Annotated in this window: 13 protein-coding genes; 7 read left to right on the top strand and 6 right to left on the bottom strand. The window is 63.5% G+C overall.

The features are described from left to right. The first annotated feature begins 12 nt into the window (after nucleotides 1–12). Entirely contained in the window at nucleotides 13–534 is a 522-nt protein-coding gene (locus BDK61_RS04895; RefSeq protein ID WP_004514915.1) for an archaemetzincin family Zn-dependent metalloprotease, read from the top strand. Nucleotides 535–602: 68 nt separating this feature from the next. Beyond that, nucleotides 603–818, top strand: coding sequence for a hypothetical protein (locus tag BDK61_RS04900; protein ID WP_004958463.1), 216 nt, complete (start codon nucleotides 603–605; stop codon nucleotides 816–818). 28 nt (nucleotides 819–846) lie between these two features. On the opposite strand, the gene BDK61_RS04905 is transcribed toward BDK61_RS04900, so the two are convergent. Both BDK61_RS04905 and BDK61_RS04910 read right to left on the bottom strand, forming a co-directional pair. Next, entirely contained in the window at nucleotides 847–2,676 is a 1,830-nt protein-coding gene (locus BDK61_RS04905) for a ribosome biogenesis/translation initiation ATPase RLI (protein ID WP_121302460.1), read from the bottom strand. A gap of 2 nt (nucleotides 2,677–2,678) precedes the next feature. Then, nucleotides 2,679–2,975, bottom strand: a complete 297-nt coding sequence (locus BDK61_RS04910) for an EMC6-like membrane protein (RefSeq protein WP_007188651.1) — start codon at nucleotides 2,973–2,975, stop codon at nucleotides 2,679–2,681. A 125-nt stretch (nucleotides 2,976–3,100) separates the two neighbouring features. Here BDK61_RS04910 and BDK61_RS04915 point away from each other — a divergent pair, with 125 nt between their 5' ends. Beyond that, the gene (locus tag BDK61_RS04915) at nucleotides 3,101–3,364 is read left to right on the top strand and encodes a winged helix-turn-helix domain-containing protein (protein WP_004958458.1); all 264 of its coding nucleotides are present in this window, start codon (nucleotides 3,101–3,103) and stop codon (nucleotides 3,362–3,364) included. A 46-nt stretch (nucleotides 3,365–3,410) separates the two neighbouring features. On the opposite strand, the gene BDK61_RS04920 is transcribed toward BDK61_RS04915, so the two are convergent. The 4 genes from BDK61_RS04920 to uvsE all read right to left on the bottom strand — a co-directional run bounded on the left by BDK61_RS04920 (nucleotide 3,411) and on the right by uvsE (nucleotide 7,774). Continuing rightward, entirely contained in the window at nucleotides 3,411–3,968 is a 558-nt protein-coding gene (locus BDK61_RS04920) for a cysteine hydrolase family protein (RefSeq protein ID WP_121302461.1), read from the bottom strand. Between the two features lies 1 nt (nucleotide 3,969). Then, nucleotides 3,970–4,791: a YqcI/YcgG family protein gene (locus tag BDK61_RS04925; protein ID WP_004958453.1), complete on the bottom strand. Its 822-nt coding sequence runs from the start codon at nucleotides 4,789–4,791 to the stop codon at nucleotides 3,970–3,972. A 98-nt stretch (nucleotides 4,792–4,889) separates the two neighbouring features. Next, complete coding sequence (locus BDK61_RS04930; RefSeq protein ID WP_121302462.1) at nucleotides 4,890–6,767, bottom strand: PINc/VapC family ATPase; 1,878 nt, start codon at nucleotides 6,765–6,767, stop codon at nucleotides 4,890–4,892. Between the two features lie 83 nt (nucleotides 6,768–6,850). Then, nucleotides 6,851–7,774 (bottom strand): UV DNA damage repair endonuclease UvsE, encoded by a 924-nt coding sequence (gene uvsE / locus BDK61_RS04935; protein WP_121302463.1) that lies wholly within the window; start codon nucleotides 7,772–7,774, stop codon nucleotides 6,851–6,853. Nucleotides 7,775–7,986: 212 nt separating this feature from the next. Between uvsE and BDK61_RS04940 the strand changes: the two genes are divergently transcribed. From BDK61_RS04940 to BDK61_RS04955, 4 genes are all read left to right on the top strand, one after another. Then, nucleotides 7,987–9,069 carry a M20 family metallopeptidase gene (locus BDK61_RS04940; protein ID WP_121302464.1) on the top strand — a complete coding sequence of 361 codons (1,083 nt, stop codon included), beginning with the start codon at nucleotides 7,987–7,989 and terminating at the stop codon, nucleotides 9,067–9,069. 185 nt (nucleotides 9,070–9,254) lie between these two features. Further along, nucleotides 9,255–10,421: an acetamidase/formamidase family protein gene (locus BDK61_RS04945; protein WP_121302465.1), complete on the top strand. Its 1,167-nt coding sequence runs from the start codon at nucleotides 9,255–9,257 to the stop codon at nucleotides 10,419–10,421. Nucleotides 10,422–10,509: 88 nt separating this feature from the next. Next, nucleotides 10,510–12,012 (top strand): carboxypeptidase M32, encoded by a 1,503-nt coding sequence (locus BDK61_RS04950; RefSeq protein ID WP_121302466.1) that lies wholly within the window; start codon nucleotides 10,510–10,512, stop codon nucleotides 12,010–12,012. 89 nt (nucleotides 12,013–12,101) lie between these two features. Continuing rightward, a complete protein-coding gene (locus BDK61_RS04955; RefSeq protein ID WP_004958436.1) occupies nucleotides 12,102–13,088 on the top strand; it encodes a methyl-accepting chemotaxis protein in 987 nt (328 codons plus the stop codon).

A 13,088-nucleotide genomic window follows, 5' to 3' on the forward strand; every position in this document is an offset into this window, starting at 1 on the left:
ATATGCGTTCCCATGCACGTCGACATCGTGCCGGTGGGCGAGGTCTCAGCCCAGGTCAAACGCGAGGCCTCGGACGGACTCCGCTCCGTCTACGACTGTGAGGTCTCGATGCACGAGCCACAGTCCATTCCTGCCGGCGCGTACGATGGGGACCGCGACCAGTACCGCGCAGAGGAGTTTATCGATCTGGCCCGCCGGGTCGGCTCCGGCGGCAAAAACATCGCTATCACGCCGAAAGACCTCTTCTACCGCCGCCGAAACTACGTTTTCGGACTCGCGTATCTCGGTGGCTCCGGTAGCGTTATCTCCACGTACCGGCTCCAGACGTCCTCCGATGGCGGCTTCTCAAACCGCTCTGCCGGCGAAATCTTCTCACAGCGGGTTCGAAAAGAGGTCGTCCACGAGGTCGGCCACACCCTCGGGCTGGAACACTGCGACAACAAGCGCTGCGTGATGAATTTCTCCCCCACCGTCCGACAAGTCGACGTAAAAGAGGTTTCGCTGTGCGGGTCCTGCCAGCGGAACGTGCTGTGATTTGCGAACAGATACCAAACTGATTCGGTATAGCGCCTACCTTTCTGTGGTACTTGTACACACACGCGATGAGCAAGAGTCAGTCACCCGAGCGCGTTGCGGAACTGCGAGACATCTTCGTGACGGTTACCGGCGATGAAGCGGTCACTGAACGCCAGACAGACGAGCAGACTGACCGCGAACTCGACCCGGACGAGGAGTTCGACCCAGAAGAAGTCGCTGACGGCCTCGATGACGCGGTTGCGGGGTCCGAGACGAGCAGTGGCAGTGACCCCGCGGCTTGACACCGTACTGTGTCTTCGAGTTCCGACGCTACGGCGCGTAGTAGTACTCGCCGGCGTTTTTCTGCTCGCGGTCCAGTTGCGAGTCAGGCTTGTTGATACGGGGCCGTGAGGTCCGCTCGTCGCGGCGGAACGTGATATCGAGGTTCTGGAGGAACTCGTTCATGCCCTCGCGCATGCCCTGTGGCGGCGCAGCGTGGCCGTTCTTGGCCGGCTCGCCGTCGAAGACGAGCAGGCGGTCGGCCAGCAGGTCGATCATGTAGATGTCGTGGTCGATGACCATCGCCGTCGCGTCGTGGTTCTCGGCGTAGCGGCGGATGGCGGAGGTCGCCATGACGCGCTGTTCCACGTCCAGATGGGCCGAGGGCTCGTCGAGCAGGTAGAGGTCGGCATCTTTCGAGAGGCAGGCCGCGATGGCGACCCGCTGGCGCTCCCCGCCAGAGAGGTCGGTGAGTTGCTGTTCCATCACCGACTCCAACTGGAGCGGCTGGGCGATTTCGGTGTTCCAGTAGGAACTGCCGAAGTCGTCCGTAATCGACGCGAGGAAGGCGTCGACCCGCATCGGCTGGTCGATTTCGATATACTGGGGCTTGTAGGCGATGTCGAGGCTGGTGTCGATCTCGCCCGCGGTCGGTTCGAGCCGGCCGGCGAGCATCTTCGCGAACGTCGACTTCCCGATACCGTTCGGCCCGACGACGCCCAGCACTTCGCTCTCGCGGATGGTGCCGGCCTCGACATCCAGTGAGAACTCGCCGTCGCCGTAGCTCTTCTGGAGTTCGGGGTACTCGATGACCACGTCGCCCTGGGACGCACTCCGTGGCGCGTGCTCCTCGAACTCGATGTCCGTCTGGCGGATGCGCATATTCTCGTTCTCGAGGTAGCCCGAGAGGTACTCGTTGATGCCCTTCTTCGTCGATTTTGGCGGTGTGATGACACCGAACGCGCCGGGGGTCCCGTAGGCGACGTTGATGTTGTCCGCGAGCAGGTCCAGAATGGCGAGGTCGTGCTCGACGACGAGCATCGAGCGGTCCTCCTCCTCGGCGAGTTCGCGGATGAGCCGTGCGGCGGTCATCCGCTGGCCGATGTCCAGATACGGCGTGATCTCGTCGAGGAAGTAGAAGTCCGCGTCCCGTGCCAGCGTGGCGACGAGCGCGACCCGCTGGAGTTCCCCGCCGGAGAGGTCGTCGATGTGGTTGTCGACGACCGGCTCGATACCCGTCTGCTCGACGAGGTAGTCGAGGGCACCGCGTTCGTCGGTCTGGTCCAGCAGTTCGATGGCCTTGCCGTCGAACTGGTTCGGGATCCGGTCGACGTACTGGGGCTTGCGGGCGACGCTCACGTCGCCGTCGCGCATCTGTTCGAGGTACTCCTGCAGGGCGGTCCCGCGGTACTCGTCGAGAATTTCGTCCCAGTTCGGTTCCTCGCCGTAGCGGCCCAGATTGGGCTGCATCTCGTCGGCGAGGATGCGGACGGCGGTGGTCTTCCCGATGCCGTTCGGGCCGAGAATCCCCGTCACCTGCCCTTCGGCGGGGCTCGGGAGCCCGTACAGTGCGAAGGCGTTCTCCCCGTAGCGGTGGACCGGTTCGTCGGTCAGCTCCTGCGGGAGATTGATGATTTCGATCGCGTCGAACGGACACTTGTTCACGCAGATACCGCAGGACTCGCCCAGACAGATCTCTTCGGAGATGCGGACCTGATCGGGCTGGCCCTCGAAGGGCTCGTCTTCCTCGTACTCGTCTTCCCGTTTGACGATGCATTCTTTCCCGCTGCGGTTGGGCGGGCAGTAGTTCATGCACTCGTAGTTACAGCGGTCGGGCTGACACCGCTCCAAGTCGACGACGGCGATACTGTCTTCGGCCATCGTTATGCCCCCGTTGTGAGGAGGATACCCCAGGAGACGAACCACAGCGAGAAGGTCATGAAGCCGATGTAGAGCACGTCCTTCGTCGAGAGGTCGTCCGTGTCGATGCCGATCACCCGCAGAATCGGGAACTGTGCTGCGATAGCGACCGCGAGGACGAGCACGCCCTGTGGGTCGTTTGGCGTGGCCGCTAGCGCGTTGGAACCAAACGCGGCGGCGATGCCAGCGACGGCTGTCAGCGTCGTGACAGTGAGCCCCCGCATATGGGAGCTCATTCCGTCCGCCGTTTCCGTAGCCATACCACACGTTCCACTACCCGCAACCAAAAGGTGCGCGGTTCAGCACTGTGACGCGGCCGCAAATGCGTGCGCCGGCGAGACTGACTCCTCAATCTTTATGCGCCCGGCGCTTGTGATTACGGGTAATGACGGACTCTGATGGGGAAGCCATCGCAGACCTTCCGCCGAGCGCAAAGCTCGTGTACAAGGTTCTGGAGTACGACGGCCCGCTGACACAGAAAGGCATCGTCGAGGAGTCGATGCTTTCGGCACGGACTGTCCGCTACGCTCTGGAACGACTCGACGAAGTCGGTGTCATCGAAGAAGACGTGTACTTCGCCGACGCGCGGCAGAACCTCTACGAGATTATCGAACAACCGGCAGAAGCGGACGCCGCGGTTTCGGATTAACTCGCTTTCTCGCTCGTTGTTTCCCAGCGCAGTCGGGAGCTTGCCGCTACAGCGACGCGACCACGTCGTCCGTCGTCGCAATCGTCGCGAACTCACCGCGCAGTTGCGCCAGCGCCGTTCGGTGAACGAGGTCCGGGTCGAAGTGTTCGCCGTCGAGTGTCCGGTCGAACGTCGCGGTCGCGTCGCCCGGAACGACAACGTCGAATCCCCGGTTCTCGGCCATCCGTGTCGTTGTTGAGACACAGTGGTCGGTCGTCAGGCCACAGATGACGAGCGTCTCGGAGGTAGTGTCGCGGAGCCAGTCCGCTAATCCGGTGTCGATGAACGCGCCGTTGACGCGCTTTTCGAACGTCGCTTCTCCCGCTTCGGGCGATAGTTCTCGTTTGAACGCGAACCCCGGTTCGCCGCGCCGAAGCGGTGAGTCCGGTTCCGTCGAGTTGTGGCGGACGTGGACGACCGGAAGCCCACGCTCTCGCCATTCGGTAAGCAGGCGTGTCGCGTTCGCCTCGGCGTCGGGGTTGTTCCGCGTTCCCCACTGCGACTCGTCGAATCCCTGCTGGAAGTCAACCAGCACGAGGACTGGTGTCTCGGGCAGTACGACCATCTTAGTCGGCCGGCTCCGGCGCGGGCGTCTCGACGAGCCACTTCGATTTCGGGTGCTCGCGCGTCACGGTCATCGGACACTCGTCCGGCGACGCGTTCTCGTCCGATGACAGCATGTACTGGGGCCATTCCCGGTCGCCCTCAACGCCCCAGTCGCCGATGTCGGCGTGGGGACAGACGCCGTCGTACTCCTCCAGTCGTCCCTGAATGACATCGCGGGCGTGCTGGCCGGCCTCGGTGTCGGCCGTGACGTTCAGGTCCTCGAACAGCGCCCGGGGCTGGAACGTAATTTCCAGCCCGACCGGACAGTAGCGGCTCTTTCGCGTGTCGTAGAACGGTGCGCGGCAGGTCGGAAACATCGGCTTGCCGCCGAAACAGAACTCCCAGTGAGGGTCGTCCGGGTCAGTCGGAATATCCTCGGGCCACGGCTCCGGGTCGTGGACGTGGAGGAACTGAAGAATGTGCCAGAGTCGGTCGTGGTACTCGGCCTCTGTCAGTGGCCGTTCGGGTGGCCGGAAGAAGGTCACTAGCGAGGCCCGCTCGCTGTGGTCTTGGTAGGTGTCAAGGTACTTCAGGAGCGTCTGGCCGAGGTCGAACAGCGCGTCCGGGTCACTCATCGACGGGACGGCCGTGTACAGCGGCTCGCCGTCCCGAACTGACTCCGCGCCGAAGAAACAGGGGAACGGGGAGCCGTTTCGCTCACCGGTCAACCCCTCGCGGAAGGTCCGCCAGTGAGCCCCGACCCACTCTGGCGCGTCGCCCCGCTCCACTCGGGCGGCCAGCGTCTCCTGGTCTTGTAACTTACCGACAACTGCATCGGTCATAGCTATGTTGTCGTGTTCCAGCGGAATTTAGCTGTCGTTTTCGCCGGCTCGGCCCCATTTCTCGGCGATAACCGCACGACCGGCTTGCTCGCCGAACCCTACGACGGCACGACGGTAATCGTGCTTCCGCGGTCGATAGCTCGCTCCAGTTCCTCGGCGATGCCCGACCCGCGCGAGACCTGAATCTCGCCGCCACGGGAGACTGTCGCGGTAAAGAGGTACTCGCCGTCGGCCTGCAGTTCGACCGTGTCACCGGCGTGACCGTCGAGCGGGACGATGACGTGCCGCGAGGTGACTTCCGGCTGGACGATTTCGCCCTGCTTGCCGCCGGAGTCGGTCTGGGGGCCGCCCGACGGCCCGGACGGTCGTTCCTCGAAGGTCCGCACGTCGATGTCGATACCGAGGCGGTTCTCCACGTCGGAGATGCGGCCGCCGCCTTTGCCGATGACCTGCGAGATGTCGTCGTCCTCGACCCAGACGACGGCGGTGTTCGGGCCGCGGAGTTCGACCTCGACGTGGCCCCGGGCAATCGAGCGGATTTCCCGCTCGACCTCCTGCTTGGCGAGGCGGTCGACGCCCGAGTCGGGCTGTTCGTCTTCGTCGTTGAGCGGGACGGTAACGACCTGACGGTTGAACGTGTAGATCTCGAACTCCGGCCGACCGGTCTCGAAGTCCTTGACCATGATGACCGGTCGCGCAAGGTCTTCCTCCATGAGGCCTTGCGGGACCTTGACCTCTGTCGACACGTCGTAGACCGTGTCGACCTCCCCGGCTTCAATGTAGACGACGGTGTCGACGATCTGGGGGATGAGCCCAAGTTCAACGCGGCCGATGAGCCGCTGAAGCGCGTCGATAGCACGGGTCGCGTGGACGACGCCGACCATCCCGACGCCGGCCAGTCGCATATCCGCGAACACTTCGAAGTCGTCGGTCTTGCGCACCTCGTCGTAGATGGTGTAGTCCGGCCGGACCATCAACAGCGAGTCGGCGGTCTTCTCCATCGAGCCGCCGAGTTCGGTGTACTGCGTGATGTTCGGGCCGACCTGCAGGTCCCGCGGTTTCTCCATCGTCTTGACCGCGTAGTCGGCGTCGACGAGGAACTCGCCGACCGCCTGCGCGAAGGTGGACTTCCCGGCCCCGGGCGAACCGGAGATGAGGACGCCGCGCTGGTGTTCGGTGAAGCGGTCCCGCAGTTCGTCAGCGTACTCGTAGTCGTCCAGTTCGGTCTTGACGATAGGCCGAACGGCCGTGATTTCGAGTGCGTCCGAGAAGGGTGGCCGCGCGATGGCGATTCGGTAGTCCCGGAACTGCGTGATTGTCATGCCGGGCTCGTCGAGTTCGAGGAAGCCGTCCGGCGATGCGCGTGCGCTCTCCTCGATGTCGGCGGCGTACTCCCGGAGTTCGCTCTCCGTCGCGGGACTGTCGCGGATCGGCGTGTACTGCATATCGCCGATAGAGCCCTTCTTGGCGTAGGGCTCGACACCGACCTTGAGGTGGACGCTCATCGTCCCCTCGTCGAAGAAGTTCTCTATCAGCAGGCGGTCGACTGTTCGCTTCACCGGGTCGACAAACTCCACTGCGAGACCCTTCGCGCGGGCGACTTCGGCTTGGACGTCGTCGCTGGTCACGAGCGTCGTGTCGCGGTCACCGGCGATATCCCGGATGAGCGCGTCAATCTGGCCTTCGCCGGCCTCGCGCTTTTCGATGGCGTCCGGCCGCCGGCCGACGTACTCCACGTCGATGGTGCCTTCCTCAGCCAGGTCGACGAGTGTCTGGAGCTCTTCGAGTCCTTCCCAGCCCGTCTCGCGGCCATCGTTCGCCTGTGCTTCGAGTTCGCCGACGACGGCCTCGGGAACGACGACCGTCGCGCCGGCAAAGCCCATGCCGTCGACATCCGTGTCAGGGTCGGCATCAGCCTTCACTTGGTCGGACACGCGGCCGTCGATGACCACGCTCGTGTCCGGTACAATTTCCATATGCGAACGTTGGAGACTGCCGTTCATAAGGGTGTGGAGTCTCCCGCTCCGGACCGACGTTCGACACCGAATAGCGTGCCTGCTCACTCCGTGCCTGGCACACGGTCAGCGTCAGCCGCCCGCAGGCGAAACAACGACCGCTCCTTGCCGTGGGATTCAACCATCACGTCCGATTGTTCGGTGAGCCACGTCGGGACAGCAGCGACGTGGTCAGCGTGTGCCTGTGGGCTCGCATCGCTGTCGGGCCGGAGGCGCGCCGGCTCCGAGTAATGTGTGATCGGCCGGGCGCCATCCCACGTTTCCCGGGCCAACTCGAACCCTTCACGATAGGTGAGCCCGCGGTCAGTGAAGCTGTGATGGTGATAATCGAACGTCACGGGGATATCGACTCGGCTGGCCACATCCGTAACGAGTTCCTGTACGCTCCACAGCGACTCGGCGTCGTCATTTTCGACAGTCAGTCGGTCGCGAGCCCGCGGCGCGAGGTCGCTGACGACATCACAGAACCGGTCGGCTGTCGCCGCCTTGTCACCGTAATGAGCGCCGATATGGACGTTAATCGCATACCGCGGCGACCGCGGGACCCCCATCAGGTCTAGCCAGCGGCCGTGGTGTTCGACCGACTCGACGGAACGAGCGACGGTGTCGTCGGACTCACTCGCCAGCTTGCACCAGTGGCTCGGGTGAAAGGTCAGACGCATATCGTTGTCCTGTACGACCGCACCACACTCCGCTGCCAGTGACTGGACCCGCTCGTAGTTCGGCAGGGCAGTAATGTCGAACTGTGAGTTCCACGGGACGAGTTTGGAGCTACAGCGATAGAAGTCGATGCCGTGGTCGCGATTCCACAGCAGAATCTCGCGCAGGTCCTCGAAGTTCTGCGCAGCGAGCGTGGCCGCGTACTCGATACCCTCGGATTCCCAGGTCTTCTTCTGCATGTCGCGATTGCACCGGCGAGGCGGGTCACGCTCTCGAAGCGTCCGGTTCATCGCCGCGTAGCCCAGCATTACCGAGTATTACCGCTCGGGACACACAGGTGTTCGGTTCGAAACGGACACCAGAAGTCTCAGCGAAAACTGCGCCCCTCCAACCCGTTTCAGGCCTGATACAGAGTCACCGGTGGACTGACGCCCATCTTTCGGACCGGGTCGGCGTGGGCCAGCCAACGCAAGCATCGCCTGCCGCGGATTTTTGTTCCGCGGGCTCCCGACCCACGGATATGGACACGCTCACATCGCTGACTCGTGACCTCGTTTCGATCCCCAGTCACGACGACGAAGCGGCTGCTGGGGAGTACATCACAGCGTGGCTCCGGGACCACACCGATGCACGAGTCACCCGTGACGACCACGGGAACGTCATCGCCCGCAAGGGCCAGGGCGACGACTCGCTCGCCTTCGTCGGCCACCACGATGTGGTCCCACCGGACGGGTCGCAGGTCGGTGCCGACGGCGAGTACGTCGTCGAGGAGCGCGACGGCCGCCTCTACGGCCGCGGCACGGCGGACATGAAAGGGTGTGTCGCCGCGGCGATGCTTGCCTTCCGGGACGCCAACCCCGCCGGCGAACTGGTCTTCGCTTCTTTCGTCGGCGAGGAACAGGGTGGCGTCGGCTGTCAGGCCGCTATCGAGGACGGTTTCGCGCCCGACTACGCCGTCGTCGGCGAGGGGTCGACCGGCTACTCTGCACCCGGAACGACGGACGTGGCCGTCGCGCACAAGGGCCGGCGGGGGTCGACCATCGTCGCCAACGGCGCAGCGGCCCACGCCAGCGAACCAGAGGCCGGCGCGAACGCTATCTACCGCGTGACCGACGCCGTCGACGTGGTCCGGGATCTCGACTTTCCGTCGACAACCGTCCTCGGGCACGAAATGCGCGGGAGCGTCGCGGTCACCGAGATTGACGGGGGCTCGGCCTGGAACGTCATCCCCGAGCGGTGTGCGGCCACAGTAGACGAGCGGACGGTCCCCGGCGAACGCGCGCCGCTTGACAGGGTCGAAGCCATCGATGGCGTGACCTGGCGCGTCGACCAGGACCTCCCGCCGATGGCCTGTGGCGACGCCGACTTTGCGGACGCAGTGCTGGACGCCGCTACCACCGCTCAGGACGGGACGCCCGAACACGTCGTCAAACCGCACGCGACCGACGCCGGCTGGCTCGCACAGGCCGGAACGGACTGCGTCATCGTCGGCGCGGCTGAGCCCGGCGAGGCTCACACCGCCGACGAGAGCGTGTCGCTGGCCGTCGTTGAGCGATGTCAGGACGTATATGAGCGCGTCGCTGCGTCGTGGCCGTCCCGCTAAGCCATCACCGAGTGGGCTCCGCTCCGGAGCGAGCGCGACTGTCTATGTCTGTTTTGTAATTCGGAAGAAAATACGATGAACGGTCGACTATCGTTCGTAATCTGGTGTATTGATGTTTGGTTGACGAAATAATTGTTATTTCGTCTGTCCTTTTACATGAAAGACACTTCCCGCGACGTGGAGCGATGAAACGAAGACGACTCATGAAAGCGGCAGGCGCGCTGGGTCTCCTCGGAGCAGGGACCGGCTCACAGGTTCTCGGGGACAACGTCGACATCGCGGCCGCACAGGCCGACGACGGGACAGACACACAGGAGGGAGACGACTCCTACGAAGTCGATACCGTCGTCGAATCGACGACCGAGAACGTGGTCTGGGGCGCGATCGACCCGACGAAAGAGCCCATAGAACGTGTCGAATCTGGCTCGGTCGTCCAAATCGAGACGATATCCCACGAGGGCATCTTAGAGGACCAGCCGGGGCCGGAGGAGTTCTTCACGAATGCGGGAATTCCGGAGTCGGAAATCCTAGAGGATCAGGTCAGCGTCTACGAGGAGGTCCCACACGATGGAGCCGGGCCGCACGTCGTCACCGGGCCGGTGTACATTGAGGACGCCGAACCGGGCGACGTGCTGGAGGTCGAAGTGCTTGATATCGACTTCCGCGTTCCCTACGGCGCGAACACGATGCGACAGCGAAAGGGCGGCCTCCCCTCGGAGTTCACGTGGAACGACAGTGAGGTAATCGAGTTCGACCTCGACCGAGGGGTGGCCGAACTCAGCGACACGACCGAAATCCCGCTGGACCCGTTCCAGGGAATCATGGCCGTCGGTCCGACGGCGACTACGGGGAGAGTGAACTCGGTCCCGCCGGGCCCGTTCGGCGGCAACATCGACATTCAGGGCACCGGCGTCGGGACGACGCTCTACTTCCCGGTGTTCGCCCCGGGCGCGCTGTTTTTCACCGGCGACGGGCACGCGCTTCAGGGCAACGGCGAGGTCGACCTCACTGCCCTGGAGACGTCGCTGACGCCAACGTTCCGGTTCACGCTGCACAAGGACGCCCAGCAGATGGACTGGCCCGTTGCCGAGACCGACGAGGATGTCTACGTTATGGGAATTAACGACGACCTCGACAACGCGATGGAGCAGGCTCTCAGGGAAGCGATATCGCTGCTCGTCCACCAGAAGGATATGACACCGACGGAGGCGTATCGACTATTGAGCCTTGCCGGGAATTTCAACGTCTCGCAGATAGTCGATATCAACAAAGGCATTCACGGCAAAATCCCGAAGGGTATCTTCACCGACGGCTTTGAAATCGACCCGCAGACGCTCGGGGAGAGCTTCTGAGCGAGCACGGTCCAGCCTGGCGGGGCTGACCGGTGCACCCCTTACCGGCGGCATCGGGTCTTTACCGTCGCCGGCCTAACCCCGCCGTATGGCAACAGCGAGCGAGGACAGCGAGTCCACGTACGAGCAGTTTCTGGATCACGTCCGCCGCCTCCATTACGTCGGGGACGCCGGCGGCGTCCTCAACTGGGACCAGCAGGTGATGATGCCCGACGCCGGGACGCCGGCCCGGGCGAAGCAGACCTCCGCCATCTCGACGCTCCATCACGAACTGCTGACCGACGATGCTCTGGCTGACTGGCTGGACGAACTCGACGACGCCGAACTCGACCCCGAACAGGAAGCGGTCGTTCGAGAAGTCCGGCGGGACCACGAGCGAGCCACCAGAGTTCCAGCCGATCTGGTCGAACGCATCTCCGAGGCGTCTTCGAACGCCCTGCCGGTCTGGAAAGAGGCCAAGGCCGAGGACGACTTCGACGCCTTCGCCGACACGCTCGAAGAACTGGTCGAACTCCGCCGGGAGTACGCCGCGGCCATTGACCCCGACCGCGACCCCTACGAGGTGCTGTTCGAGGAGTACGAACCGTACCTCGGCATTGACACCGCCGAGGACGTACTGACGGACCTTCGAGACGCGCTCGTCCCGCTCATAGACGATATCGGCGACAGCGACGTGACGCTGGCCGACCCGTTCGAAGGGACGTACGACGACGACACGCAGCACGACCTCGTCGAGACGGCGCTCGACGTGCTTGGCTACGACTGGGACCGCGGCCGCCTCGACACTGCCCCTCATCCGTTCTCCATGGGGACGCAGTTCGACGCCCGCGTCACCACCCGCTTTACCCCCGCGGACCCGCTGGACGCGCTGGGCTCGACCATCCACGAGTTCGGCCACGCCACCTACACGCTCGGCCTGCCACAGGAGGACTATGGCACGCCGCTGGGCGACAACCGCGACCTCTCCGTTCACGAGTCCCAGTCGCGCTTCTGGGAGAACCACGTCGGTCGCTCGCGTCCATTCTGGGATTTCTTCACCGAGACGGCCAACGACCATGTCGGGACCGACGCCACCGCCCAGCAGTTCTACGAAGCGTCCAACGAGGTGTACGACGACAACCTCATCCGGGTCGAAGCGGACGAACTGACCTACCATATGCACATCATCGTTCGCTTCGAAATCGAGCGAGACCTCATCCGTGGGGACCTCGACGTCGAAGACGTGCCAGAGGTCTGGAACGACAAGATGGAAGAGTATCTCGGTATCCGCCCCGACACCGACGCCGAGGGCTGTCTGCAGGACATCCACTGGACCAACGGGGCCTTCGGCTACTTCCCCACCTACACGCTCGGGTCGGTGCTGGCCGCGCAACTGGACCACCACGCTCGGCAGGACATTGACGGCTTCGACGACCACGTCCGAGCCGGTGAGTTCGGCCCGATCCACGACTGGCTCACCGAACACGTCCACCAGCACGGCGCTCGCTACCGGACCGACGACCTCGTCGAGGAGGCGACGGGTGAATCCTTCACCGCCGAGCATTTCCTCGATTACGCCGACGAGAAGTACCGCGCGCTGTACGACTGCTGACACGACGGTCGACAAACGTCGTTCCAGATATCGACTCTGATATTATTGGGCAACTCGTTTTATATTCCCCGCTCATTGTGACGACTACTATGGCTGAGAGACCGACGGAAAATGTACCGAGCCAAACAGGGTCGGGAATCGACGACAATATCGACGCGGATATTCAGGACGATATCTCGGAGGACATCGACACGGAGGCCGGCTACAGCCACACCGCTGCAAGCGAGATTCAGACGATGCTGGCCGAGCTGGAGGGGTCGTCGGTCGGTATCGCCGAGGAAACCGCCGACATCCGCGAACAGGCCACCGAGCAGTACGAGAGCCTGACGGACATCGCAAACGAAGTGTCGAACCTCTCTGCGTCGGTCGAGCAGATCGCCTCGTCGTCCGAAGAGGTCTCTGCGGCCTCCCGCGAAGCGAAGGAACTCGCCGAGCGCGGACAGGGGAACGCTGACGACGTCCATGAGGCGATGGAGAACATCCAGCAGGCAGCCGACAGCGTCGCCGAGGACGTCAAGACGATACAGCAGAGCGTTCAGGAGATCGACGAGATCGTCGATGTCATCAACGACATCGCTGACCAGACCAACATGCTGGCGCTGAACGCGTCCATCGAGGCCGCTCGCGCTGGCGAGGCAGGCGAAGGATTCGCCGTTGTCGCAAACGAGGTCAAGAGCCTCGCCGAGGAGTCACAGGAGCAGGCGACGACCATTGAGCAGATGATCGACGGTATTCAGGACGATACCGAGAACGCCGTCGAGAGCCTCGAAGAGAGCAACAACGAGATCGACGAGGGTATCGACACCGTCGAGGAATCGACCCAGATTCTCGGAGAGATCGACGACACCGTCCGCGAGGTCAACAACGGTATCGAGGAGGTCGCGACGGCCACGGACCAGCAGGCTGCTTCGACTGAGGAAGTGGCGAGCATGATCGACCAGTCCACGGATACAGCCGAAGATATCGCCGACAGTACGGCTGACATCGCCGACGAATCCGATGGGCAAACAGACCTTCTCACCGACATCAATCAGGCGATAGACGACCTTGTCGCGGACCTCCAGCGCAACAACTGA

This window comes from Haloarcula quadrata (assembly GCF_003634715.1).
In the GTDB taxonomy this organism is placed as follows: domain Archaea; phylum Halobacteriota; class Halobacteria; order Halobacteriales; family Haloarculaceae; genus Haloarcula; species Haloarcula marismortui.